This window comes from Pseudomonas sp. MDT2-39-1, assembly GCF_054898085.1.
Map to the genome: position 1 here is coordinate 5,976,767 of NZ_CM142716.1, position 26,081 is coordinate 6,002,847.

Annotated in this window: 20 protein-coding genes and 4 pseudogenes; 15 read left to right on the forward strand and 9 right to left on the reverse strand. The window is 58.9% G+C overall.

What is annotated here, in order from left to right:
- Positions 1-28: 28 nt before the first annotated feature.
- The 3 genes and pseudogenes from ACYZTM_RS27795 to ACYZTM_RS27805 all read left to right on the forward strand — a co-directional run.
- Positions 29-256: pseudogene (locus tag ACYZTM_RS27795) on the forward strand (SDR family oxidoreductase); the annotation flags it as partial.
- Positions 257-316: 60 nt separating this feature from the next.
- Positions 317-415: pseudogene (locus tag ACYZTM_RS27800) on the forward strand (hypothetical protein); the annotation flags it as partial.
- 112 nt (positions 416-527) lie between these two features.
- Positions 528-1,121 (forward strand): DinB family protein, encoded by a 594-nt coding sequence (locus ACYZTM_RS27805; RefSeq protein WP_461985789.1) that lies wholly within the window; start codon positions 528-530, stop codon positions 1,119-1,121.
- On the opposite strand, the gene ACYZTM_RS27810 is transcribed toward ACYZTM_RS27805, so the two are convergent.
- Entirely contained in the window at positions 1,042-1,962 is a 921-nt protein-coding gene (locus tag ACYZTM_RS27810; protein WP_461985791.1) for a LysR substrate-binding domain-containing protein, read from the reverse strand. The two genes, ACYZTM_RS27805 and ACYZTM_RS27810, sit on opposite strands and share 80 nt — an antisense overlap.
- Positions 1,963-2,318: 356 nt before the next feature.
- Between ACYZTM_RS27810 and ACYZTM_RS27815 the strand changes: the two genes are divergently transcribed.
- Entirely contained in the window at positions 2,319-5,078 is a 2,760-nt protein-coding gene (locus tag ACYZTM_RS27815; protein WP_461985793.1) for a hypothetical protein, read from the forward strand.
- Between the two features lie 135 nt (positions 5,079-5,213).
- Here ACYZTM_RS27815 and ACYZTM_RS27820 read toward each other — a convergent pair whose 3' ends face one another.
- Both ACYZTM_RS27820 and ACYZTM_RS27825 read right to left on the reverse strand, forming a co-directional pair.
- A complete protein-coding gene (locus ACYZTM_RS27820) occupies positions 5,214-6,041 on the reverse strand; it encodes a reverse transcriptase domain-containing protein (RefSeq protein WP_461985796.1) in 828 nt (275 codons plus the stop codon).
- 181 nt (positions 6,042-6,222) lie between these two features.
- Entirely contained in the window at positions 6,223-6,582 is a 360-nt protein-coding gene (locus tag ACYZTM_RS27825; protein ID WP_131061665.1) for a DUF6124 family protein, read from the reverse strand.
- A gap of 921 nt (positions 6,583-7,503) precedes the next feature.
- On the opposite strand from ACYZTM_RS27825, the gene ACYZTM_RS27830 reads away from it, so the two are divergent.
- On the forward strand, positions 7,504-11,433 hold the full coding sequence (locus ACYZTM_RS27830) for a hypothetical protein (RefSeq protein ID WP_461985798.1): 3,930 nt from the start codon (positions 7,504-7,506) through the stop codon (positions 11,431-11,433).
- Positions 11,434-11,556: 123 nt separating this feature from the next.
- On the opposite strand, the gene ACYZTM_RS27835 is transcribed toward ACYZTM_RS27830, so the two are convergent.
- Positions 11,557-11,940 (reverse strand): reverse transcriptase domain-containing protein, encoded by a 384-nt coding sequence (locus ACYZTM_RS27835; protein WP_461989243.1) that lies wholly within the window; start codon positions 11,938-11,940, stop codon positions 11,557-11,559.
- The gene (locus ACYZTM_RS27840; RefSeq protein WP_461985800.1) at positions 11,900-12,136 is read right to left on the reverse strand and encodes a hypothetical protein; all 237 of its coding nucleotides are present in this window, start codon (positions 12,134-12,136) and stop codon (positions 11,900-11,902) included. The genes ACYZTM_RS27835 and ACYZTM_RS27840 overlap by 41 nt, the downstream gene beginning before the upstream one ends.
- A gap of 431 nt (positions 12,137-12,567) precedes the next feature.
- Here ACYZTM_RS27840 and ACYZTM_RS27845 point away from each other — a divergent pair, with 431 nt between their 5' ends.
- The gene (locus ACYZTM_RS27845; RefSeq protein WP_461985802.1) at positions 12,568-15,288 is read left to right on the forward strand and encodes a hypothetical protein; all 2,721 of its coding nucleotides are present in this window, start codon (positions 12,568-12,570) and stop codon (positions 15,286-15,288) included.
- A gap of 233 nt (positions 15,289-15,521) precedes the next feature.
- Here the strand turns inward: ACYZTM_RS27845 and ACYZTM_RS27850 are convergent, their stop codons facing one another.
- Both ACYZTM_RS27850 and ACYZTM_RS27855 read right to left on the reverse strand, forming a co-directional pair.
- On the reverse strand, positions 15,522-15,881 hold the full coding sequence (locus ACYZTM_RS27850) for a DUF6124 family protein (RefSeq protein ID WP_461985804.1): 360 nt from the start codon (positions 15,879-15,881) through the stop codon (positions 15,522-15,524).
- A 597-nt stretch (positions 15,882-16,478) separates the two neighbouring features.
- Positions 16,479-16,601: pseudogene (locus tag ACYZTM_RS27855) on the reverse strand (LysR family transcriptional regulator); the annotation flags it as partial.
- Between ACYZTM_RS27855 and ACYZTM_RS27860 the strand changes: the two are divergent.
- From ACYZTM_RS27860 to ACYZTM_RS27870, 3 genes and pseudogenes are all read left to right on the forward strand, one after another.
- Positions 16,600-16,818 (forward strand): annotated as a pseudogene (locus ACYZTM_RS27860) (aldo/keto reductase); the annotation flags it as partial. The pseudogenes ACYZTM_RS27855 and ACYZTM_RS27860 sit on opposite strands and share 2 nt — an antisense overlap.
- Before the next feature lie 11 nt (positions 16,819-16,829).
- Positions 16,830-17,627 (forward strand): SDR family NAD(P)-dependent oxidoreductase, encoded by a 798-nt coding sequence (locus ACYZTM_RS27865; protein WP_461985806.1) that lies wholly within the window; start codon positions 16,830-16,832, stop codon positions 17,625-17,627.
- 27 nt (positions 17,628-17,654) lie between these two features.
- Positions 17,655-18,065: an SRPBCC family protein gene (locus ACYZTM_RS27870; RefSeq protein WP_461985808.1), complete on the forward strand. Its 411-nt coding sequence runs from the start codon at positions 17,655-17,657 to the stop codon at positions 18,063-18,065.
- 137 nt (positions 18,066-18,202) lie between these two features.
- Here ACYZTM_RS27870 and ACYZTM_RS27875 read toward each other — a convergent pair whose 3' ends face one another.
- Both ACYZTM_RS27875 and ACYZTM_RS27880 read right to left on the reverse strand, forming a co-directional pair.
- Positions 18,203-19,597, reverse strand: coding sequence for a sensor histidine kinase (locus ACYZTM_RS27875; protein ID WP_131061663.1), 1,395 nt, complete (start codon positions 19,595-19,597; stop codon positions 18,203-18,205).
- Positions 19,575-20,258 carry a response regulator transcription factor gene (locus tag ACYZTM_RS27880; RefSeq protein ID WP_131061662.1) on the reverse strand — a complete coding sequence of 228 codons (684 nt, stop codon included), beginning with the start codon at positions 20,256-20,258 and terminating at the stop codon, positions 19,575-19,577. The genes ACYZTM_RS27875 and ACYZTM_RS27880 overlap by 23 nt, the downstream gene beginning before the upstream one ends.
- A gap of 177 nt (positions 20,259-20,435) precedes the next feature.
- Here ACYZTM_RS27880 and ACYZTM_RS27885 point away from each other — a divergent pair, with 177 nt between their 5' ends.
- From ACYZTM_RS27885 to hcnC, 6 genes are all read left to right on the forward strand, one after another.
- The gene (locus tag ACYZTM_RS27885) at positions 20,436-20,744 is read left to right on the forward strand and encodes a YdcA family protein (protein ID WP_178083843.1); all 309 of its coding nucleotides are present in this window, start codon (positions 20,436-20,438) and stop codon (positions 20,742-20,744) included.
- 187 nt (positions 20,745-20,931) lie between these two features.
- Positions 20,932-21,876 carry a hypothetical protein gene (locus tag ACYZTM_RS27890; RefSeq protein ID WP_461985811.1) on the forward strand — a complete coding sequence of 315 codons (945 nt, stop codon included), beginning with the start codon at positions 20,932-20,934 and terminating at the stop codon, positions 21,874-21,876.
- Between the two features lie 380 nt (positions 21,877-22,256).
- Complete coding sequence (locus ACYZTM_RS27895) at positions 22,257-22,796, forward strand: hypothetical protein (RefSeq protein ID WP_461985813.1); 540 nt, start codon at positions 22,257-22,259, stop codon at positions 22,794-22,796.
- A 230-nt stretch (positions 22,797-23,026) separates the two neighbouring features.
- The gene (gene hcnA, locus ACYZTM_RS27900; protein ID WP_131061658.1) at positions 23,027-23,341 is read left to right on the forward strand and encodes a cyanide-forming glycine dehydrogenase subunit HcnA; all 315 of its coding nucleotides are present in this window, start codon (positions 23,027-23,029) and stop codon (positions 23,339-23,341) included.
- Positions 23,338-24,747 carry a cyanide-forming glycine dehydrogenase subunit HcnB gene (gene hcnB / locus ACYZTM_RS27905; protein ID WP_461985816.1) on the forward strand — a complete coding sequence of 470 codons (1,410 nt, stop codon included), beginning with the start codon at positions 23,338-23,340 and terminating at the stop codon, positions 24,745-24,747. Before hcnA ends, hcnB begins: the two co-directional genes overlap by 4 nt.
- A complete protein-coding gene (gene hcnC / locus ACYZTM_RS27910; protein ID WP_131061656.1) occupies positions 24,740-25,987 on the forward strand; it encodes a cyanide-forming glycine dehydrogenase subunit HcnC in 1,248 nt (415 codons plus the stop codon). The genes hcnB and hcnC overlap by 8 nt, the downstream gene beginning before the upstream one ends.
- The last annotated feature ends 94 nt before the right edge of the window (positions 25,988-26,081 follow it).

A 26,081-nucleotide genomic window follows, 5' to 3' on the forward strand; every position in this document is an offset into this window, starting at 1 on the left:
GCTGGGTCTGGCCTGTGCTCGCGCCTTGGCATTCGAGACCGAGCGTTTTTACAAGACACTGAGCGCCGCCGCCGAGGCCAATGGTGCCAGCGTCGAAAGAATTGGCGAACAGCGGCGCAGAAACGTACCGGCCCAGCGCTTCGGGCAGCCTGATGAGTTCGGTGCGTATTGCGCGTTCATTTGCAGCGCCCACGCCGGTTTCCTCACCGGGCAAAACCTGTTGCTGGACGGGGGCAGTTACCCAGGAACGTTCTGAGTTTTTGGGCTTGAAAGGAGCGCAAGCAAGTGAGCGTCGATATTGAATGCGTGGTGGTCGGGGCTGGTGAACCTGTTCGGCATCGAATCACCGGGCCTCACCAGTTGCCTGGCACTGGCGGATCGGGTGGTGAACCATCTGACTCCGCATTACCTGTAGCAGCTGCTACCCAAAACCGCGTAGCGGCGAAGTGCCGGTTATCAGCCTTTGCGATGCCCCCCTCTGTGCGGGCTATGCTTGCCAGTGCGCCCATCGTAATGGGAGAACTCTGATGATCAACGTACGCACTGCCCGCATCCTTGCCGATTACAAGCAATGGGCCGATCAGCGCCTCTTTGACAGCCTGGCCGCGTTGCCGCCGGGAGAGGTCAACAAAAAGCGGGTGTCGGTGTTCAAAAACATGATCGGCACCCTGAACCACATCTACGTCGTGGACTGCATCTGGCAGGCTCACCTCGAGGGCCGAGGGCACGGCTTCAAAACCTCACACGATCTGCTGCATCCCGACCTGGCCGACTTGCGCATGGCGCAAAAAGAGATCGATCACTGGTATTGCCGGTGGAGCGCCCGGCAAAGCGAGACGTCGCTGGATAAACCCGTCGAGTTCACGTTTGTCTCGGGCGAGAGCGGCACCATGAGCGCCGGCGCGATGCTGATGCACGTGGTCAATCACGCCAGTTATCACCGTGGCTGGGTGATCCAGATGTATTTCGACATTCCAGCCATGCCACCGATGACCGACATGCCGATCTTCCTGCGCGAGACCGATCCGGATTTCAAATCGCTCAGAGCACCGGCAGTTCAGCCGACATGTGTTGGGCAATTCGCGAGCGCAACCAACGTTCTGCCGGATCGTTTTCGTTGACCCCGTTCCAGACCATGGACAGCTCGGACAGCACGATATCAAACGGCGGGTCGTCGGCGCGCAACTGGCTGCTGCCCTCGATCAGCGCACACGCCGCGTAATCCGGCACCGTGGCCAGCATATCGGTGCCGGCCAGCAAGGCGCGCAGCCCGGAGAACTGCGGCACCGCCAGCACCACTCGCCGCGAGCGGCCGATGCGCGCCAGATCGTTGTCGATAGCAACGGTCAAATCCCCGGAAAACGACACCAGCGCGTGAGGGCGAGCGCAGTATTCATCCAGGGGCAGGGGGCCGGGACGGTCATCGCCACGCAGGATTTTTACGCTCAGGTCCTGCAGCTTTTTGCGCTTGGCATTGGCCGGCAGTTCCGTGGTGTAGCTGATCCCGACGGAAATCTCCCCGGAGCCGAGCATCGACGACATCAGCAAGTAATTCACCCGACGCACCACCACCACGACGTTCTGCGCCTCTTCGCGAATCTGCTTGAGCAACGGCGGAAACAAGCCGAACTCGGCATCGTCAGACAGTCCGATACGGAACACATCACGGCTGGTCGATGGGTCGAAATCCTTGGCCCGGCTGACCGCGCCAGAGAGGGTGTCCATCGCCGGCTGCAGTTCCTTGAGAATCACCAACGCGCGCTGGGTCGGCTCCAATACCCGACCGTTGCGCACCAGCAACGGATCGTCGAACAGATCGCGCAATTTGGCCAGCGAGGCACTGACAGCGGGCTGACCGAGGAACAGCTTCTCCCCAGCCCGGGTCAGGTTCTTTTCGAACATCAACGTTTCGAAACTCACCAGCAGGTTCATGTCCACGCGGCGCAGGTCGTTGCGGTTCATGTGCGGATACTCGCAGGGTTTTGGGGTCTTTTCAGTAAAGCATCAAACTTTGTGGTGAGAGGGCACCGGTGATGAGGGGGTATCAGCATTGAATGGTGGGTGCGAGTTCCACACATCAAGGTCTCACCACCCCACCTGTGGCGAGGGGGTTTACGTTCGGCTGCGCAGCAGTCGTGAATCCTGTGCACGCGGTTTACCGGGAACCAGAGAAAAGGAAGGGAGAGGAGAGCGGACACTCTTATTCAACCCTTTGCCGATGACCACTCGTCGCTACTGTCAGATCTGACAGTAGCCGCCTTTTTCGTTCTGCTATCTGATTGCTCCAGTCCACTTCCATTGTGCCGGAGCCGCCAGCCATGACCACCGCCCAATCCCCCGAGAACACCGTCCTTGTGCTCTTCGCCCCCCGAGTGCTGGGCGCGACCCAGTCGATCGAAGGTGCACATATCGGGGTCTCGCTGGTGATTTATGACCTGGTCATTGATGGCGAGGGCGCCACCGTTCAGGTGGATCCGGCGCTGTCGGGCACGGTCGATCCCGGCGATGTCATGGAGTTGTGGCTGGACGGCGAGGTCACGTATCTGGACTATGAAATCATTGTCGATGTCAACGCCATCACGACGCTGCGCGTCCCCAAAGGTCGCCTGCATCCAGACCGGATCAACAAACTTTTTTACACCATCAGGCGCGGCAGCCAGAACATCGGCACCTCCGATGTGCTGACTGCGCTCTACAACAAAATCCGCCCCGGCCTGAAAGACACCCGCCCCGAGACCGACGGGCATTCCGAGCTGGTGTTGCTGCTGCCCGACGCGATCAAGAACGGCGTCGGCGCCGATTTTGTCAGCGCGCAGGTGTGCGTGTCCTACCCGTACTGCCGGGCCTACGACACGATCACGTTGAAATGCAACGGCGAAATCATGACCTACAAGGTCGGCGCGGATGAGGCGCCGCAGCCGCCGAATCCGGGTTCGGCGGACCCGATCACCGTGTGTTTTACCGTGACCCGTGCCTACCTGGAAAGCGCGGTCAGACCGGGCGGCAAGCTGGATTTTTCCTACACCGTCACCGACCAGCTCGGCAACACGCCAGACACCGATGCGGTGTGGTCGGCGTCGGAAACTGTGGATGAAGACCTGGCTGGCACCCAGTTGCCGGCGGCGTTGCTACGCGAGCAACTGAACGATCCCGGTGATGACTTGAGCGTCATTGACCTGGAGAAACTGCGTGGGAATCCGTTGCTGCTGATCATCCTGACCACCGATGCGCGCTTTCAGGTGGGTTACACCGTCAACGCCCTCTACATCGCGGCCTTGAGCGGACGGCCGGATGTGACCGTGAGGGTGTCAGGGACAGTCGAGGCCGACGAGTTCGGACAGAAAAAAATCTGTGTGCTGGAGGTGCCAAACGACAAGGTCGAGGCCGGGCGCACGGTGACGGTGACGTATGAGCTGTTCGACGGCACGACCTTGGTGGGCCGCTCTAGAACAGCGACGGCGCGGGTGGTCGGGGAGGCGACGATTGAGCTGGAGCGGCCGACGATTCAACAGGCGCCGAACAACACCAGCCTCGATCCCCTGGCGGCTCAGCAGGCCCTGACCGCGATCATACCCCCAGCGGGTTTGTTGCCCACCGATCTGCTCAGCGTGACCTGGACCGGCGCACCGGGCACCCCTGACGAAGGCAGCCACACCACCGTGCCACAACCGATCAGTCTAATCGGCTTGATTATCGCCTTGCCGACGTCGCTGATTGCGTTCAGCCTGGGCAAAACCATCACGGTGTTCTTCACCATCACCCGTGGAAATGCGCCAGCGCAACCTTCCAAGCCGTTGACGCTGAACGTGTTGCCGCTGGTGCTGGGGGATGCCTACAGACCCAAACTCAAACAAGCGGCAAACAACGGCGAAGGTCCGGAGTTGCACCTCAAGGACCTCACCGCAGCAGGGTTGATGTGGTTCAGCGACTGGCCGTTTATTGCGTTGGGGCAGTATGTGTGGCTGACATTGAGCGGGACCAAGGCCAATGGGGATTCTTATCATCAGGTGATTTGGGCGGCGCCTTTTGCGTTTACCAATCAGGGGTGGATTGATAACGGTTTTTTTGAAGCGCTGGCGCCTTATGCCGAGTTGATGGAGCTCAAGGACGGTTCGACGCTGACAGTCGAGTTCAAGGCGGCGCTGGGTCGCAGTCAGGACGAAGCGCAGGCGCTGGCATTCCCGATCAGAACCTACACCGTCAAGGCCCTGATCGAAGTGAGGCCAGAAATCACCTCGGTTAAAGACCCGCAAAGTGTTGAGATACCCAATGGCGAGACCACTATTCACACCAGTGTGACGCTCAGCGGGACCGCGAGCGCGGGTCAGAAAGTCGAGATCTTTGATGGCCCGACTACCAAAGGCATCGCAGATGTGGGAAGCAACGGCATCTGGACGCATTCGGTGACCGGACTGTCGGTGGCGTCCCACAGCTTCACCGCCAAAGCGTTATATGGCAGTGGCCTGGTTTCCACCCCGCCACGGACTTTGACGGTTACGACGGAAATGATTCTGGACCCGACCCCAATGGTTCTCAACGGCTTCAACATTTCTATCGCAGGTACCGGGCTCGATTGGACCCTCACCGGAAATGACCCAGCCGACACCGCCGCCACCCGCGTCCCTACCGGCGGCACACCGCCTTATTCATTCCAATCATCTAATCCATTAATCGCCTCGGTTGACCGCATCACCGGTCGTGTGCGCAGTGAAGGGACTGGCACCGCCACCATCTATGTGTCGGACCAAACCCAAACGAAATCATTCCCCGTCACAACGGCAAACGTAAGCCGCGTCATACACATAGACACCCCCATCAACCACACCCAATACACCCAATGGGTAACCGACAACAACGCCACCATCCCACGATATAAAGACAACACATACAGCAACTTGATCATGGCCAAATACCGCCCCCACACCAACGGGGCAATCAGATGCTCACGCCCAAACAGTTACCATCCACCAACATCCAGTCGGATCTTATACTGCCGTGGATCGGGAAACACTGAGTGGCAGCGGTTCGACGCCCGACCCAACGAAATCTTCCCGGGCATCGCATTCCTCGAACGGTAAGCCAGAAAACACCCGTACCATGGGTTAGTACGAAAAAACGTTAATCCACCTCAGCCACTTCCCCGTCAGGGGAAGTGGCTGAGGCTTGCTCCTAAAGCAGGCGTTTTGACGATGCATAGAGCCTAGCACACGAGGCTATTGGGCGGGATAATGCCGACCCAGGAAGGTAAAGCCCCGTTCGATGGGCCCGATGTAGGTTTTGTCGGGATGCTGGTGCAGTTCTAGCGCCTCAAACAACTGATTGGCCAGGCGCACAGCCTGACGCAGCTTATGGCGCGTCGGCGTCAGTACCAGTACATCATCCATATAGCGCAAATAGAACACGTCCGGCCGGGTCAAGGCCACATCCAAACGGTACAAGTAGAAGCCGCCCAGCAGAGGACTGAGCGAGCACGCCAGCGGAATACCTCGGGTATGCTCCCAAAATAAACCGCCGCGCTCAGTGATACGTGACAGATACTGAGCCAGTAAATGGAGCAAGTGTGGATCGCGCACCGGCTCAGCTAAATTGGCCATAAGGCGCTGATGCGACATGGAGGCGTAGTAAGACTTAACGTCGGTTCTGAAGACAAAACGGTGCTCGGGGAGCGCGGCCTGGATAGTCTCGTGAGCGGCCTTGACGCCGGTTCTCTGCAGGCCTTGTGTTTTCAGATGAAAGCAGCGTGGGGAGCGAGGTAAGTGTTGGGACAAGACCAGCGCCAGACACTTCAACACCAGGGCATCGCGCGCCGACCATAGATCGATGTCGTTGCCATTGGCCGATGTAATGCGGCTCAGCAGGGCGAACCGGTAGGTCCCGGTAAGCAGTTCGGTTCGGAGTCGATGAGACTCAGCCGGCCAGTCTCTTCTGAAGGACCAGATATCCGCCGCGTCCGGGTAGTGACGGCGGCTGTGACATAACCAGTCAAAAGCCGCGGTCAGTACGTCGTGGGCCACGAGGTCATGAATAGATGGGGCTGTCATTTTTTATGTCGAAGCAGCTGCTGAGTGGTTGACGGTCCTGAATCCGGAGCTCAGGTCAGAAGCAAAAGATGATGCCACGCTGTTCTTTAGGCTGATCCTATCCAGTCAATCCTAGATAAAGCGGATCGCTTTATCATCGAACGCCAAACGTCAATTACCCGTTCACCACAGCAAGAGAAACCTACTTAGGCAGATCGATTTTATCCAACACCCGATTGGCCGTGATCTCCGCCATCATGATGCTGTTGGAAATACCCAGCAGCGCGTAGCGGGATTCTCCGTCCAGATGATCCACCAACTGGTGGACCATCACATCGACCGAGGCCAGGATTTCGACCAGATAAACCGCCAGGGTTTCGGCCGTGGCCTCGGGGTCTACGGAAAACAGGGTGCTGCGTGTTCGTTGGGTGGCTTTGATGTCGGCGTTCGATGGGAAGTGGAAGTCGAGCGCTCGCTCGGCGGCCTCGTTGAGTTTTTTTGAATCGGGTTCGTATGGCGAGGCCGGATCGGTGTCTGGCGGGTTTGGCGTAACTTTGAACATAGGTGCAAACTCCTGAAATGGAGCCGCAACCACATCGCGACTAAACGAATGGTGGCGGCTGTGCGCAGGTTAGTCGACCGGGGGAGTTAGCAAAACCGGCGCGCCCGAGGGCGCCCTGCGCACAACCACCATTAAGCACAGGACTGAAATGCCTGACTGAATGACGCGCTATGCATACTAACAACCACGGGCGACTAAACCCGATCACTGATGGGCAGTGACGGGGATCAAGTTACCGAGCGACCCTTAGGCGCACAAGCCGGCGGATTCTGGCGCAGCCGTAGGCAACGGCGCAAGGTTTTGTAGCTTTCAGGAAGTATCTTTGAGGGTGTTTAAACATGCGCTGCTTCACGGTTAAACAGGCGTGCGCGATAGGTAGCTGGATGTGTTCATACACAACATTCTGTGGCGAGGGAGCTTGCTCCCGCCGACCGATCCGCGCCCGGGCGCAGCAGGCGCCAAACCATCCGACGCGATCATCCTGAAAGTGCGCGGTTGCAGGTTTTGGGGCCGCTACGCGACCCAACGGGGGTGAACCCCCTCGCCACAGGGTTTTGTGTACTCTTCACTTTTTGTTCGTTCCCATGCTCCAGCGTGGGAATGCTCTCAACTGCCACAGGAATTCGGTCAGGCCAGGGCTGCTTCCGTAGTTAAGGGGACAGATTTATTTGTTCGTCAGTCCAGTCCCGAAATAACCTTATATTTGTTTCACCCCCAACGCCCGGTGCATCGCATCGGGCGTTTCGCCGTGCCGAAAAGGGACGCCTCTATTCACCGATCGTGACCCTTAATCTCTATCCGCCTCAAACACTGTCCAAACGCATGACCACTCGTCGCCACTGTCAGATCTGACAGTAGCCGCCTTTCTCAATCCACTATCTCATAGCTCCAGCCACCTCCCAACGTGCCGGAGCCTCAGCCATGACCACCGCCCAATCCCCCGAGAACACCGTCCTTGTGCTGGATCGCCCCCGCGTGCAGGGCGCCACCCAACCGGTTATCGGCGCAGATATCGGCATCTCGCTGGTGATTTATGACCTGGTCATCGATGGCTTAGGCGCGACCGTTCAGGTGGATCCGGCGCTGTCGGGCACGGTCGATCCCGGCGATGTCATGGAGTTGTGGCTGGAGGGCGAGACCACGTTCCTCGATAACCAAATCATCACCGATGTGAACGCGATCACGACCTTGCGCATCCCCAAGGGCCGCCTGCATCCCGACCGCTTCAACGTGCTTTTTTACATCATCAAGCGCGGCAGTCAGAACATCGGCACTTCCGAGCCACTGATCCTGCTCTACAACAAGATCCGCCCCGGCCTGAAAGACACCCGCCCCGATATCGACGGGCATTCCGAGCTGGTGTTGCTGCTGCCCGACGCGATCAAGAACGGCGTCGGCGCCGATTTTGTCAGCGCACAGGTGTGTGTGTCCTACCCGTACTGCCGGGCCTACGACACGATCACGTTGAAATGCAACGGCGAAATCATGACCTACAAGGTCGGCGCGGATGAGGCGCCGCAGCCGCCGAATCCGGGTTCGGCGGACCCGATCACCGTGTGTTTTACCGTCACCCGTGCCTACCTGGAAAGCGCGGTCAGACCGGGCGGCAAGCTGGATTTTTCCTACACCGTCACCGACCAGCTCGGCAACACGCCAGACACCGATGCGGTGTGGTCGGCGTCGGAAACTGTGGATGAAGACCTGGCTGGCACCCAGTTGCCGGCGGCGTTGCTACGCGAGCAACTGAACGATCCCGGTGATGACTTGAGCGTCATTGACCTGGAGAAACTGCGTGGGAATCCGTTGCTGCTGATCATCCTGACCGCCGATGCGCGCTTTCAGGTGGGTTACACCGTCAACGCCCTCTACATCGCGGCCTTGAGCGGACGGCCGGATGTGACCGTGAGGGTGTCAGGGACAGTCGAGGCCGACGAGTTCGGACAGAAAAAAATCTGTGTGCTGGAGGTGCCAAACGACAAGGTCGAGGCCGGGCGCACGGTGACGGTGACGTATGAGCTGTTCGACGGCACGACCTTGGTGGGCCGCTCTAGAACAGCGACGGCGCGGGTGGTCGGGGAGGCGACGATTGAGCTGGAGCGGCCGACGATTCAACAGGCGCCGAACAACACCAGCCTCGATCCCCTGGCGGCTCAGCAGGCCCTGACCGCGATCATCCCCCCAGCGGGTTTGTTGCCCACCGATCTGCTCAGCGTGACCTGGACCGGCGCACCGGGCACCCCTGACGAAGGCAGCCACACCACCGTGCCACAACCGATCAGTCTAATCGGCTTGATTATCGCCTTGCCGACGTCGCTGATTGCGTTCAGCCTGGGCAAACCCATCACGGTGTTCTTCACCATCACCCGGGGAAATGCGCCAGCGCAACCTTCCAAACCGTTGACGCTGAACGTGTTGCCGCTGGTGCTGGGGGATGCCTACAGACCCAAACTCAAACAAGCAGCAAACAACGGCGAAGGTCCGGAGTTGCACCTCAAGGACCTCACCGCAGCAGGGTTGATGTGGTTCAGCGACTGGCCGTTTATTGCGTTGGGGCAGTATGTGTGGCTGACATTGAGCGGGACCAAGGCCAATGGGGATTCTTATCATCAGGTGATTTGGGCGGCGCCTTTTGCGTTTACCAATCAGGGGTGGATTGATAACGGTTTTTTTGAAGCGCTGGCGCCTTATGCCGAGTTGATGGAGCTCAAGGACGGTTCGACGCTGACAGTCGAGTTCAAGGCGGCGCTGGGTCGCAGTCAGGACGAAGCGCAGGCGCTGGCATTCCCGATCAGAACCTACACCGTCAAGGCCCTGATCGAAGTGAGGCCAGAAATCACCTCGGTTAAAGACCCGCAAAGTGTTGAGATACCCAATGGCGAGACCACTATTCACACCAGTGTGACGCTCAGTGGGACCGCCAGCGCGGGTCAGAAAGTCGAGATCTTTGATGGCCCGACTCCCAAAGGCATCGCAGATGTGGGAAGCAACGGCATCTGGACGCATTTGCAGACCGGACTGTCGGTGGCGTCCCACAGCTTCACCGCCAAAGCGTTATATGGCAGTGGCCTGGTTTCCACCCCGCCACGGACTTTGACGGTTGCGACGGAGGTAAGACCGGAGATCACCTCAGTTAAAGACCCGCAAAGTGTTGAGATTCCCAATGGCGAGACCACCCTTCACACCAGTGTGACGCTCAGCGGGACCGCCACGAAAGATCAGAAAGTCGAGATCTTTGATGGCCCGACTACCAAAGGCATCGCAGATGTGGGAAGCAACGGCATCTGGACGCATTCGGTGACCGGACTGTCGGTGGCGTCCCACAGCTTCACCGCCAAAGCGTTATATGGCAGTGGCCTGGTTTCCACCCCGCCACGGACTTTGACGGTTGCGACGGAGGTAAGACCGGAGATCACCTCAGTTAAAGACCCGCAAAGTGTTGAGATTCCCAATGGCGAGACCACTATTCACGCCAGTGTGACGCTCAGCGGGACCGCGAGCGCGGGTCAGAAAGTCGAGATCTTTGATGGCTCGACTCCCAAAGGCATCGCGAATGTGGGAAGCAACGGCATCTGGACGCATTCGGTGACCGGACTGTCGGTGGCGCCGCACAGTTTCACTGCCAAAGCGTTGTATGGCAGTGGTCAGATCTCCACCCCGCCACGGACTTTGACGGTTGCGACGGAGGTAAGACCGGAGATCACCTCAGTTAAAGACCCGCAAAGTGTTGAGATTCCCAATGGTGACATCACCTTTCACACCCGCGTGACGCTCAGCGGGACCGCCAGCAAAGGTCAGAAAGTCGAGATCTTTGATGGCCCGACTACCAAAGGCATCGCAGATGTGGGAAGCAACGGCATCTGGACGCATTCGCTGACCGGACTGTCGGTGGCGTCCCACAGCTTCACCGCCAAAGCGTTATATGGCAGTGGCCAGGTTTCCATCCCGCCACGGACTTTGACGGTTGCGACGGAGGTAAGACCGGAGATCACCTCAGTTAAAGACCCGCAAAGTGTTGAGATTCCCAATGGTGACATCACCCTTCACACCCGCGTGACGCTCAGCGGGACCGCCACAAAAGATCAGAAAGTCGAGATCTTTGATGGCCCGACTACCCAAGGCATCGCGAATGTGGGAAGCAACGGCATCTGGACGCATCCAGTGACCGGACTGTCGGTGGGGTCCCATAGCTTCACCGCCAAAGCGTTGTATGGCAGTGGCCAGGTCTCCACCCCGCCACGGACTTTGACGGTTGCGAGGGAACTGATCCTAGACCCGACCCCAATGATCCTCAACGGCTACAACATTTCGATCGCAGGCACCGGGCTCGATTGGCAACTCACCGGAAATGACCCCGCCGGCACCGCCGCCAGACGCGTCCCTACCGGCGGCACCTCGCCTTTCACCTATCGGTCCTCCCACCCAAACATCGCATCAGTTGATAGCAATGGTCGGGTGCGCAGTGAAGGGAATGGCACAGCCATCATCCACGTATCCGACCAACATCAAACCAAAAGCTACAAGGTCGTCACCTCCAATGTGGTTACCTATCTTTACAATCCCAACAGGATGAACCACGCCCAATACCTCTATTGGATCTCTACCGTCAGCGGATCCCCAATACCACTCGCCGATATCAACGCGCACGTATCCTTTTTGACATCGAAATTCCGCCCCGTCCTTAATGAGAGACAATTTTATCGCGCGACCAACCCCCCGACAGTACCACGCAAAAACGCCTTATTGGCCTCATACAAGGAATCCACGGCTCCGGGCGCCCCACCCCCATTTCAATTGCACGACACGCACGAAGATGCATCACAACACAAAGGTATATGCATATCACCTAGGTAGCTAACTACTTGGTCCGCGCCATGGGTTAGTACGAAAAAACGTTAATCCACCGCAGCCACTTTCCCGTCAGGGGAAGTGGCTGAGGCTTGCTCCTAAAGCAGGCGCTTTTTCGATGATTAGAGCCTAGCACGCGAGATTATTGGAAGGGTAATGCCGACCCAGGAAGGTAAAGCCCCGTTCGATGGGCCCGATGTAGGTTTTGTCGGGATGCTGGTGCAACTCAAGCGCCTCAAACAGCTGATTGACCAGGCGCACAACCTGACGCAGCTTATGGCGCGTCGGCGTCAGTACCAGTACATCATCCATATAGCGCAAATAGAACACGTCCGGCCGGGTCAAGGCCACATCCAAACGGTACAAGTAGAAGCCGCCCAGCAGAGGACTGAGCGAGCACGCCAGCGGAATACCTCGGGTATGCTCCCATAAAACCCCCGCGCTCAGTGGTACGTGACAGAAACTGAGCCAGTCAATGGAGCAAGTGTGGATCGCGCACCGGCTCAGCCAAATCGGCCATCAGGCGCTGATGCGACATCGAGGCGTAGTAAGACTTAACGTCGGTTCTGAAGACAAAACGGTGCTCGGGGAGCGCGGCCTGGATAGTCTCGTGAGCGGCCTTGACACCGGTTCTCTGCAGACCTTGTGTTTCAGATGAAAGCAGCGCGGGGAGCGCGGTAAATACTGCGACAACACCAGTGTCAAACACTTCAACACCAGGGCATCGCGCGCCGACCATAGATCGATGTCGTTGCCATTGGCCGATGTAATGCGGCTCAGCAGGGTGAACCGGTAGGTCCCGTTCAGCAGTTCGGTGCGGAGTCGATGAGACTCAGCCGGCCAGTCTCTTCTGAATGACCAGATATCAGTTAAGGGGACAGATTTATTTGTTCGTCAGTCCAGTCCCGAAATATCCTTATATTTGTTTCACCCCCAACGCCCGGTGCATCGCATCGGGCGTTTCGCCGTGCCGAAAAGGGACGCCTCTATTCACCGATCGTGACCCTTAATCTCTATCCGCCTCAAACACTGTCCAAACGCATGACCACTCGTCGCCACTGTCAGATCTGACAGTAGCCGCCTTTCTCAATCCGCTATCTCATAGCTCCAGCCACCTCCCAACGTGCCGGAGCCTCAGCCATGACCACCGCCCAATCCCCCGAGAACACCGTCCTTGTGCTGGATCGTCCCCGCGTGCAGGGCGCCACCCAACCGGTTATCGGCGCAGATATCGGCATCTCGCTGGTGATTTATGACCTGGTCATCGATGGCTTAGGCGCGACCGTTCAGGTGGATCCGGCGCTGTCGGGCACGGTCGATCCCGGCGATGTCATGGAGTTGTGGCTGGAGGGCGAGACCACGTTACTCGATAACCAAATCATCATTGATGTGAACGCGATCACGACCTTGCGCATCCCAAAGGGTCGCCTGCATCCCGACCGCTTCAACGTGCTTTTTTACATCATTAAACGCGGCAGTCAGAACATCGGCACTTCCGAGCCACTGATCCTGCTCTACAACAAAATCCGCCCCGGCCTGAAAGACACCCGCCCCGAGATCGAGGGGCATTCCGAGCTGGCGTTGCTCTTGCCCGACGCGATCAAGAACGGCGTCGGCGCCGATTTTGTCAGCGCGCAGGTGTGCGTGTCCTACCCGTACTGCCGGGCCTACGACACGATTACGTTGAAATGCAACGGCGAAATCATGACCTACAAGGTCGGCGCGGATGAGGCGCCGCAGCCGCCGAATCCGGGTTCGGCGGACCCGATCACCGTGTGTTTTACCGTCACCCGGGCCTACCTGGAAAGCGCGGTCAGACCGGGTGGCAAGCTGGATTTTTCCTACACCGTCACCGACCAGCTCGGCAACACGCCAGACACCGATGCGGTGTGGTCGGCGTCGCAAACTGTGGATGAAGACCTGGCTGGCACCCAGTTGCCGGCCGCGTTGCTACGCGAGCAACTGAACGATCCGGGGGATGACCTGAGCGTTATTGACCTGGAGAAACTGCGTGGGAATCCGTTGCTGCTGATCATCCTGACCACCGATGCGCGCTTTCAGGTGGGTTACACCGTCAACGCCCTCTACATCGCGGCCTTGAGCGGACGGCCTGATGTGATCGTGAGGGTGTCGGGGACGGTCGAGGCGGACGAGTTCGGACAGAAAAAAATCTGTGTGCTGGAGGTGCCAAACGACAAGGTCGAGGCCGGGCGCACGGTGACGGTGACGTATGAGCTGTTCAACGGCGCGAACTTGGTGGGCCGCTCTAGAGTGGCGACGGCGCGGGTGGTCGGGGAGGCGACGATAACCCTGGACCCGCCAGTCACTGCCGCCAACCCTGTCGATCCGCTCGCTTACCCACAAGGTGTGACGGTTCAAGTTGCCTTTGCGGGGTCGCTGCCTGGGGATCAGGCGCAATTGGTGCTGCTCAACCCGTTGCCAGGGTCACCGACGTTTGCGAAGTTGACGCTCGATTCGAACCATCAAGCGACTTATACCCTTGATGTTGCGTTTCTTGGGAGGTGGCATGGCAAGGTGCCGCAGTTGTGCTGGGAGCTGATCCGTGGCGGCATGGTGGTAGGCCAGTCCGGGCCGCTGTTGTTGAATGTGAACCGAATTGCGGATGGCGATACGCGGTTGCCGATGCCGACGATCGACGGCGCGACAGCGGAGGGTGTCCTGAATGTCGCCGAGATGCAGGACACCGCACAGTTGAGAGTGGCTGCGTGGTTGCTTCAGGTGTCCGGGCACTACGTGTGGCTGCGCTATGACGGGTTCGACAAGACGGGGAGTCCGATTAGCCTGGTGGTCTGGGAAGGGATGCCACATGCATCCGCTTCGGGGCTGATCACGGCCGCGGCCATTGAGTGGCTGCAAACCCTCGGCGACGGCTGGAAGGTGACCCTCACGTTTGGCGTGAACTTTGGCAAGGAGCCTGATCCGGCCACGATGGTCAGGTTTCCGTTCCAGGTGTACACCGTCGAGGCACTGGTAGATCTGAAGCCCGAGATTACTTCGGTTACAGGTTTACCTAGCGGGGAGGAAATCCCCATTGGCGATACGACGACCGAAACCAGCATCACGCTGATCGGCACCGCCAGCGCAGGTCAGAAAGTCGAGATCTTTGATGGCTCGACTCCCAAAGGCATCGCAGATGTGGGAAGCAACGGCATCTGGACGCATCCAGTGACCGGACTGTCGGTGGAACCGCACAGTTTCACTGCCAAAGCGTTGTATGGCAGTGGTCAGACCTCGGTCGCGCGGACTTTGACGGTCGTGACGGAAATGAAGCTGGACCCGACACCGATGGTTCTTAACGGCTTCAACATTTCGATCACCGGCACCGTTCTAGATTGGGCTCTCACCGGAAATGATCCAATCGGCACCGCCGATACTCGCGTCCCTACCGGCGGCACACCGCCTTATACGTACCAATCATCGAATCCATTAGTCGTCTCAGTCGACAGCAACGGTCGGGTGCGCAGCGAAGGGAATGGTACCGCCACCATCTATGTATCTGATCAACATCAAACCAAGGAGTACCAGGTAACCACCTCCAATGTGGTTACCTACCTTTACAGTTCCAGGCGCGTGAATTATAACGAATATGTTAACTGGGTCATACAAGTCGGCGGATCCCCCATACCCCCCGAACATTACAATGCTCACCTTGACCTTCTCAATATCAAATTTGAACCGAGGGAAACTAGGACATCATACGCCACCAATATGCAAGCATCCGCCGATGCCTATTTCGGAATCGTGCATTATCGTCCCGGCGCCGGCATCACTAACTTCCAGATCGCCGTCGTCAACCTGTATCCCTCAGACGCAACCTCCCTCTGCATTTCCCGACAGTGACCTTGATCCGCACCATGGATTAGTAAGAGAAAACGTTAATCGACCGCAGCCACTTCTCCGATAGAATAAAAGGGGACGTAGAATAAAAGGGGACGTATTTATTTACCTGTCCAATCTCTGGACAGGAAAGGGGACGCATCTATTTATCTGTCCGCTGCGCCGCGCAGCGGCCCCAAAAAAGGGACCGCTGCACATCCGAACGTCAATTACCCGTTCACCACAGCAAGAGAAACCTACTTCGGCAGATCGATTTTATCCAACACCCGATTGGCCGTGATCTCCGCCATCATGATGCTGTTGGAAATACCCAGCAGCGCATAACGCGATTCACCCTCCAGATGATCCACCAACTGGTGGACCATCACATCGACCGAGGCCAGGATTTCGACCAGATAAACCGCCAGGGTTTCGGCCGTGGCCTCGGGGTCTACGGAAAAAAGGGTGCTGCGTGTTCGCGGGGTGGCTTTGATGTCGGCGTTCGATGGGAAGTGGTAGTCGAGTGCTCGCTCGGCGGCATCGTTGAGTTTTTTTGAATCGGGTTCGTAGGGGGAGACCTGATCAGTGTCCGGTGGGTTTGGCGTTACTTTGAACATATGCTGAGTTTCCATATTGGGTGCCACCCCTCTTGCGACTAAACGTAAGGGGAGGCAGCTGCACGCAGGTTAGTCGACCGGGAAACTCAGCAATCCGGCGCGCCCGAGGGCGCCCTGCGTACAGCCACCATCAAATACAGGAACGAAAAGACCTGCATGACAGATGCACGCACAACTGAGTTAACGCGGGCGACTAAACCCGATCACTGATGAGCAGTGACGGGAATCAAGTTACCGAGCGGCCCTTAGGCGCACAAGCCGGCGGATTCTGGCGCAGCCGTAGGCAACGGCGCAAGGATTTGTAGCTTTCAGGAAGTATCTTTGAAGGTGTTTAAACAAGTGCTGTTTCGCGCTTAAACAGGTGAGTGGGATCAGGGCCGCATCAGCAGACTCTGTGGCGAGGGAGCTTGCTCCCGCTGGGTCGCGCAGCGGCCCCAACACCTGCAACCACGTACTGTCAGGCAGACCGCGTCGGATTGTCTGGCGTCTGCTACGCAGCCGAACGGGAGCAAGCTCCCTCGCCACAGGGTTTTTGTGAACTTCACACATTAAGGTGTCATCACCACAGGGTTTGATCGTTCCCCACGCGGGGAACGATCAATGCGGGCCCGGCTCCGTCAGCACCTTCCTGAACGTTTCCACCAACGGCCGCAGATTGATCCGGTGCCACGCCGCCCACAGCGGTCTGGTGTAGCCAATCCACGGCACTTCCCGCAGCATCAAACGCGTCGCTGCCGCCCACGGTGTCGACATCAAGGCCGCTGCGTTGCAGTTCTCTCTCGCCAATCCGGCGGTGGCCGCGGTGATTCCAGGCTCCAGCCGTCCAGACCGGATTGCTGAAGATGTTGCCGCGCTGTCGGCCGTCATTCCCGCGGCTTTCTGGCAGGCGATGCGTGACGCGAAACTGGTGAGCGAACGCGCTCCACTGCCAATCTGAGGAGTTTGAGCATGAAGATCGATCTGACTGGAAAACTGGCGATTGTCAGCGGCAGCACCGCCGGCATTGGCCTGGGCATCAGCAAGGCGCTGGCCGAATCCGGCGCCACGGTGGTAGTAATCGGACGTGAGACAGCCAAGGTCGAACAGGCGCTGGCGAGCATTCGCCAGAGCGTGCCGGGCGCACAACTGCGTGGTCTGACCGCCGACCTCGGCACCGCCGAAGGTGCCGAGCAGCTGTTCGCCGCCGAACCGCGAGCGGACATCCTGGTGAACAACCTCGGGATCTTCAACGAGGTGGATTTTTTCGACACACCGGACAGCGAGTGGACGCGCTTCTATGAGGTCAACGTGATCTCCGGCGTACGCCTGTCCCGGCATTACGTGCCGGACATGGTCAAGCAGCGCTGGGGCCGGGTGATTTTCCTGTCCTCGGAATCCGGCATCGCGATCCCGGCGGACATGCTCAATTATGGCGTGACCAAAAGCGCCAACCTCGCGGTGTCCCACGGTCTGGCCAAACGGCTGGCGGGCACTGGCGTGACGGTCAACGCGATCCTGCCGGGCCCGACGTTAACCGATGGCCTGGAACAGATGCTCCAGGACGCCACCGCCGTATCGGGGCGCAGTGTCCGGGAAGAAGCCGATGCGTTCGTGCGCAACGCGCGGCCGACCTCGATCATCCAGCGCGTGGCAGATGTCGAGGAAGTCGCCAACCTGGTGGCCTACATCGCCTCGCCGCTGTTCTCAGCCACGACGGGCGCGGCCTTGCGGGTCGACGGCGGTGTCGTGGACAGCATGGCGATCTGAATTTTTTTGATTAAGCGAGAACATTACATGGCGAGTGCATCAGCGTTTATCGACATTCCGGCTTCGGTCGATGAGGTTTGGCAATTGATTGGCGGCTTCGACGCGCTGCCGGACTGGCTGCCGTTTATCCCGAAAAGCGAACTGAGTGAAGGCGGGCGGGTGCGTAGCCTGCAAACGTCCGACGGGGCGGTGGTGGTTGAGCGGTTGGAGACGTTTGATAACGCCGGCAAGACTTACAGTTACTCGATTTTGCAGGCGCCGTTTCCGGCGACTGAGTATCTGGCGACGATCAAGGTTGAGGCCAAGGGGCGCGGGGCTCGTGTGACGTGGTCGGGTCGGTTTTTGCCGGTCGGGGTGAGTGATAAAGAGGTTGAGGAGTTGTTTTCCGGGATTTATCAGGGTGGACTTGAGGCCCTTCGGGCCAATTACCCAACCTGACAGACACCGTAGATCCCCTATAGGAGCGAGCCTGCTCGCGATAGCAATCTATCAGTCAATATCTATGTAGAAGCTGAAGACGCCATCGCGAGCAGGCTCGCTCCTACAGGGGTGATGTGTCAGTTCGGGCGATCGGGTCAGGTCTGTGGAATCAAATCCTGGCCGCAATCGAGCACCAACCGTGCACCGCCCAGTTCACTGGTGCCCACGTCAAGCGCAAACCCATGCAGGCTGACAATCGCCGCAACGATCGAAAGCCCCAACCCAAACCCGCTTTTCTGATTCCCACCCTCGGCACGGTAAAAGCGTTGGAACACCGCTTCGCGTTCGCTTTCTGGAATGCCGGGCCCTGAATCGAGTACTTCGATTCGCGTGCGCCCACCGTCATTGACCCCCCGCAAAATCACCTCGCCACCCGGCGGTGTAAATTTGATCGAGTTGCTCAACAGGTTCGCCAGGGCTTCAAACAACAGCGCCCGATCACCGTTCAACATCGGCAACGAGGCCGGTAATTGCAGCTTGAACACCAATTCACCTTCCTCAGCCAGCGGCAGGTAAAAGTCATGCAGCTCCTGCAGCAACGGCACCGGATCCAGCTGCACAAAACCGGACCGCCGCTGGCGATCCTCCAGCTCGGAAATCCGCAGTAACCCACGAAACCGCGCCATCAAGGTATCCGCTTCACCGAGCACTGAATCCAGCTGCACGGCCAACGTCGAACCGTCGTCCGCCTGCTGCTGGATCCGGTACAACTGCGCCCGCAAGCGGGTCAGCGGTGTGCGCAGGTCATGGGCGATGTTGTCGCACACACCCTTGACCTCGTTCATCAGGCGTTCGATGCGTTCGAGCATGGCGTTGACGATGGCGGCGAGCATGTCCAGCTCATCGCGGCGGTTGGACAGCGGCAAACGCCGGGTCAGGTCACCGGCGACGATAGCCTCGGCGCTGGCCTGAATCGCACGAATCCGCCTCAACGGGCGTCGCCGCAACAGATGCCAACCGGCGATGCCGGGCAGGATGGTCAGCGTCACGCCCCAGAACAACGCGTGCAGAATGATGCGGGTCACGGCAAACAACGAACCGTTATCGCGCACCAGCACCAGCCAGCGACCGTCCTTTGTCTGGGTCGCGACCGCATCGCAGCTGTCGGCGGGCAGGCTGGGGTCGTCAGACTCGACGCAGTCACCGAGCATGTGAATCTTGCCATCCAGTGGCAGGCCTTCGGGCATGTGGCGCAGGGCACCGCTAAGGTAGCGGTGCTGCGAATCGAACAGGCCATAGGCGTCGATGCCGCGAATGTCGAAGGTCATGCTGACGGCGAGGGCATCGGCCAATTGTTCGCCCTGAAAGTGCGAAAACAGATGCTGACGCTGCATCAGCGAGTGCTTGGCCAAGTTGTCCAGGTAAGCGGACACCTCGTAGTACATGACCCCCATCAGGATCCCGCTCCAGATCACGAACAGTGAACTGTAGAGTGCGAGCAAGCGGCTGCTGGAAGAACGCCAGCCGTTAGAGGGGTTCAGCAATGACATAACCCGAGCCTCGCACGGTCCGAATCAGTGGGACTTTGCCAGGCGGGTCGATCTTTTTGCGCAGCCGGCCGATGTGCACATCGATCAGGTTGGTGCCGGGGTCGAAGTGATAACCCCAGACCTCTTCGAAAATCATCATCCGCGACAGAATCTGCCCGGTGTTGCGCATCAGGAATTCCAGCAACTTGTACTCGGTCGGCAACAGCGTCAGCAACTGATCGTCGCGGCTGGCTTCGTGGCTGATCAGGTTCAGTTCAAGATCGGCGACCCGCAGCGTGGTCGCCTGGGCGGTCACGGTGTTCTGGCGACGCAACAGCACCTCGACCCGGGCGGCCATTTCATCGGTGGCAAACGGCTTGGTCAGGTAATCATCACCACCAGCCCGCAATCCCCGCACCCGCTCATCGACGTCGGAGAGGGCGCTGATCATCAGGATCGGCGTGGCCACGCCCATAGTCCGCAGCGTGGTGACAATGGCCAGGCCATCGAGCTCCGGCAGCATGCGATCGAGGGTGATCAGGTCGTAACCACCGCTGACCGCACGCTCCAGGCCTTCGCGGCCATTGTTGACCCAATCGACGTCGAGGCCGTGGCTACTGAGTTCGGCGACGATTTCCCGGGCGGTCACGGCGTCGTCTTCGATGGTCAAGATGCGGGTCATAGGGCTGGCCTGATAGTCAATTCATGGCGGAGTGCGGGGGCATTTTGCCAAGAATTTCTGGCGGCTAAATAAATTAACTTTCATGTTGCTTGATGAGCCTGTCAGGAGCATTGATATCATCCGGCCACAATTCAAACAGGAAGTAGCTCTGTGCGCTCTTTGATTCGCCGCGGCGGGATGCCGATTGTTCTGTTGTTGCTGTGCATCGCCAGCGCATCCGCCTGGGCCGGCAATACACCGTGTTCTGGAAAAAAGGGCGGGATTGATCGCTGCGACGGCGATCTGTTCCTGTGTAATGACGGCTCGATCAGCGCTTCGAAGAAAAGTTGCTCTGGGACCTATGTCGGCCAAAGCCAGGCCCGTCCGCAAACGTTGCTGCAGAGTGACGATGGCTGCACCTGCGGCACCGGTTCGTTCTGCACCGGCCCTAGGGGTGGCGTGTATTGCCTGACCCCAAGCGGCAACAAAAGCTACAAGCGCAAGTAGTTCGTACGCAATGCATAAAACCCGCTGCAATTGCCGGTTCCTTGCAAATTGCATGGAAATTGGAAGTTCAAAATTTATAATCATTTGAAATGAAACGATTTATTTAAAGTTGGCGACTGGCACGGTGACTGCACTTACTCCTTTGAAGAGTTGTGACACCATCTTTCCTGCCTGGAGCGATACAACAATGAATAGATCCTCTGATGGTTTCTATCCTGCCGCAGAAGAATCAACCACGCTCTCGGGTGTGTCCTGGGGAGCGATCTTCGCCGGTGCCGCTGCGGCGGCGGCCTTGTCGCTGATTCTGGTGCTGCTGGGTTTTGGTCTGGGATTCTCGGCTGTTTCACCGTGGGCCAACGAGGGCGTGAGTGCCAAGGGCCTGGGTATTTCAACGATTGTCTGGCTGGCCGTTACGCAAATCTTGGCGTCCGGACTCGGGGGCTACATCGCCGGTCGCCTGCGGGTGAAGTGGGCAAACATGCACGGTGATGAAGTCTATTTCCGTGACACGGCCCATGGTTTTCTGGCCTGGTGCGTGGCAACGCTGGTCACCGCGACGCTCGTCGTCGGCTCGGTCAGCAGCATTGTCAGCGGGGGTGTTCAAGCCGGGGCGAGTGTTGTCGGTGGGGCTGCGAGTGCCGCGACTCAAGCCGCTGGCACCGCTGCGGGCAATGCCAACAGCGACCAATATGGCTACTTCGTCGACACTCTGTTCCGCGATGACCGTCCGGCTGCCGTCAGCGATGACGCCGCCCGTAGCACCGTGACTCGCATCTTCATCCGCTCCCTGAGCAACGACGGTCAACTGGCTGCCGAGGACCGGACTTACTTGGCGCAAATGGTTGCTCAACGTACCAACCTGACCCAGGCGGATGCGGAGCGCCGTGTCGATGAAGTCTACGCCCGCACCCAAAAAGCCGCGGCCGACGCCAAGCTGGCTGCGCAGCAAGCCGCTGACACCGCCGCCAAAGTCGCTGCCTGGACTGCGCTTTGGATGTTCATTGCGCTGCTGATCGGTGCGTTTTTCGCCAGCCTCGCCGCTACCTTCGGCGGTCGTCGCCGGGATGCCGTGGTGTATCTGGAATCCGACGATTACGTGGCCACTACCACTACGCTGCCACCCGTTCGCTAACCCAGGAGAATTACTATGCGCTCATTACTGCTGTTCTTTCTTGGCGTGCCAATCCCGATCATCATCCTGATCGCCCTGTTCATGAATTGATTAGCTGAGGCTCATGCCTCTGCCGCTTCCGCCTCTGGTGGAAGCGGCTTTTTGCTTTCTGGCGTCCAATAAAGCGAAGATGAACCCTTGTGGGAACGAGCTTGTGTGGCGAGGGGATTTATCCCCGTTCGGCTGCGAAGCAGTCGTGAATCCATTGCACGCGGTGTATCTAACACACTGCGGTTTTAGATTCAGGGGCCGCTTCGCAGCCCAACGGGGATAAATCCCCTCGCCACACAAGTCCGCTCCCACACTTATTTTGCATTTGGCTTAAAAAGGGGAGAAGTACGTTGGACAAAAAGGAAATCAAACGGCAACTGGTGGCCATGCTCGACGCCGGGCGCTCCAAAACCGAGACGTTCAAGGCTTTCTCCGGTGGGGCGGTGAAGGATCGGGTGCTGGCTTACTGGATCGGTGCCACTGCGGATCCGGCACTGCTGGAAAAACACTCACTCAAGGTCAACATTCTGATCGCGTTGACGTGCGTTCAGGCACTGCTGGGCGCGGTCACAGGGTTTTTCCTGGGCTCTATGATCGGCCCCGGTGCCGTGGTGTTCTTCACCCTGTTTGCGGCGTTGGTACCGCTGGCGTTTGCCTGGGGTTTCTACAAGAGCGTGGCGCAGGCCTACACCATTTACGTGATTCTGACCGTCAGTCAGATCTCGCGGATGTTCCAGGGCTATGAAGAAGACCCGGTGATGACCGGGGTTGGCGTCGCAATCACCTTGGGCATGGTGTTTTTTGCCGCGTGGGTAAAAAACCTGTTGTTCCCTAACCTGGGCTTCGTTGGCTCGAAAAAGGTCAAGGGCGAGTACGTGTTCTCCAACTGATCGACGGGTGGGGTTCGGTGCCTTTCACTGGCCTGGATCAATATTATCTTCTGCAATATCTCCTACCGTAAAAGATCCAAGCCCCTTCTGCGGCTTCGACTACATTGCTTTGACGTGCACTTGTTGCGCTGTCGAAGTACCGGTGCGAGCTTTTAGCCGTTGGCCCGCAAGGTGTAGTGCAGCAAGGAGCTGTGGAACCTCACCTGAACTCATCATGGATGAACATCGTAATGCCACGCTTAGACAGAACGTTTGATATCCAGCCGCTGCCGCAGGCGGATATGACTGTGCACATCAATAATCAGCCGGTCAGCGCCGCCATCGGCGAAACCGTCCTCTCGGTCATTCAATCCCTTGGCCTGCGCCAGGTGGCCCGCAACGATCACGACCAAATCAGCGGCGCCTATTGCGGCATGGGCGTGTGCCAATGCTGCCTGGTGAAAATCAATGGCCGGCACAAACGTCGTGCCTGCCAGACCGTCGTGCGTGATGGCATGAAGGTCGAAACCCAGGTCAACCGCGTCGTTGAGCAGGAGGGGGTATGAGCCTGCTTCCGGTGATCGTCGGCGGTGGACCGGCGGGGATGGCTGCGGCCATTGAACTGGCCCGACACGGCGTGCGTTGCACGTTGCTTGAAGAGGCTTCGCGGCTGGGTGGCGTGGTCTATCGGGGACCGTTGCGCGATGGCGTGCAACTCGACTATCTGGGACCTCGATATTCGGAAGTGTTGGCCAAGTTGCATGGCGAGTTTGAGGCACACTCGGCGCTGATTGACGTGCGCCTGAACCACCGCGTGATCGGCGCCGAAGGCACGCGCGCGTTGGTGGTGCTGGACGCCGACGAACATTTGCAGGAAATCGAGTATCCGCAACTGGTGCTCGCGGCCGGTTGCCATGAACGCAGCGTGCCGTTTCCCGGCTGGACCTTGCCCGGCGTGATCCTGCTGGGCGGCCTGCAATTGCAAATCAAGAGCGGAGTGGTCAAGCCTCAGGGCCCCGTGGTGATAGCCGGCACCGGACCTTTATTGCCGCTGGTGGCCTGTCAGCTGCACGCGTCCGGTGTGACCGTCGCGGGTGTTTATGAGGCGTGCGCATTCGGCAAAATCGCTCGGGAAAGCCTGTCGCTGCTGAACAAGCCGCAGCTGTTCCTTGATGGCTTGAGCATGCTCGCGTTCCTGAAACTGCATGGCATCCCGATGCATTACGGCTGGGGCGTGGTGGCGGCGCAGGGCGACGGTGAACTGAGTTCCGTGACCGTGGCACCGTATTCCAGCACCTGGGTGCCGGACCTGAGCCGTGCCGAGCAGATCGCGGCGCAAACCCTGGCGGTCGGCTACGGTTTCATCCCGCGCACCCAACTCAGTCAGCAAATGGGCCTGAACCACGGCTTCAGCAACGACGGTTACCTGCGGGCGAGTGCCAATATCTGGCAGCTAAGCAGCGAGCCTCACGTTCACCTGGCCGGCGACATGGGCGGAATTCGCGGTGGCGAAGCGGCGATGCTCGCGGGGCGTATCGCGGCCGTGTCGATCCTGTTGCAACGGGGCGTGCTGGACGCAGAACTAGCCTTGGTACGGCGCAACCGCTATTTGTCGAAACTCAAGGCCATCGTGCGCTTTCGCGCCGCGGTCGACCGCTACACCGAACGCGGCGCCGGGCAAACCGCGCTGCCGGCCGCCGACACGGTGATCTGCCGCTGTGAACACGCGACTCGCGCCGATATCGACCGGGCGCTGGAGCAGGGCGTGCAAGACTTGGCCAGCCTGAAAATGCGCACCCGCGTGAGCATGGGCGATTGTCAGGGACGCATGTGCGTCGGCTATTGCACCGACCGCTTGCGCGAAGTCACGGGGCGGCAAGACGTTGGCTGGTTACGGCCGCGCTTCCCGATCGATCCGATTCCCTTTTCTGCGTTCCACCCCGTCGGCATGGAGGCCACAAATCATGAGTAAGTTCTATGACGTGGTCATCGCCGGTGGCGGTGTGATCGGGGCGTCCTGCGCCTATCAGTTGTCCAAGCGCAAAAACCTCAAGGTCGCGTTGATCGACTGCAAGCGCCCGGGCAACGCAACCCGTGCTTCAGCCGGTGGCCTGTGGGCGATCGGCGAGTCGGTAGGGCTGGGCTGCGGGGTGATTTTCTTTCGCATGATGTCGGTCAACCGCAAGCGCGAGGCCCAGGGCTCGGCGGTGGTGGTGGATTCCAGCACGCCGCACATCCTGCCGCAGTCGTTCTTCGATTTTGCCTTGCAGTCCAACGCCATGTATCCGGCGCTGCACCAGGAGTTGAAAGACAACCACGGGATGGATTTCAAGTTCGAACAGACCGGTCTGAAATTCGTGATCTACGACGATGAAGACCGCCTCTACGCCGAGCATATCGTCGCCTGCATTCCACACCTGGCGGATCAAGTGCGCTGGCTCGACCAAGCGGCGCTGCGCGAGGCCGAGCCAAGCGTCAGCCATGAGGCGAGCGGGGCGCTGGAGTTTCTCTGCGACCATCAGGTCAGCCCGTTTCGACTGGCCGATGCCTACACCGAGGGCGCGCGGCAGAACGGCGTAGACATGTACTTCAACACCAATGTCACCGGGGTTTTGCACCATGGTTCCCGCGTCAGCGGCGTGCAGACGGCCGAGGCCGGGGTGTTTCACTGCAACACGCTGATCAACGCGGCGGGTGCCTGGGCGGCCGATTTGAGTGAGCAGGCCACCGGGATCCGGATACCGGTGAAACCGGTCAAGGGGCAGATTCTGCTGACCGAGCGCCTGCCGAAAATCCTCAACGGTTGCCTGACCACCAGCGATTGTTATGTGGCGCAGAAGGACAATGGCGAGATCCTGATTGGTAGCACGACGGAGGACAAAGGCTTCGACGTGACCACCACCTACCCGGAAATTGCCGGGTTGGTGCAGGGTGCGGTGCGGTGTCTTCCTGAGTTGGCGGACGTGAACCTCAAACGGACCTGGGCCGGGCTGCGGCCGGGGTCGCCGGATGAGTTGCCGATTCTCGGGCCAATGAACGGGGTGGAGGGTTATCTCAATGCCTGTGGGCATTTCCGCACGGGGATTTTGACGTCGGCGATTACCGGGGTGTTGCTGGATAAGCTGGTGAATGGAGAGGCGTTGCCGCTGGATATCACACCGTTTTTGGCGGATCGGTTTGCGGTGGACGTTGAATTGAGAAAGCTGGCCTGACATTACACCGCGTTATCGTTCTTCGCGGGCAAGCCTCGCTCCTTGTATGTTGACCCTGATTCCAACGAGAGAGGTTACGCTTTAGGATTCATAC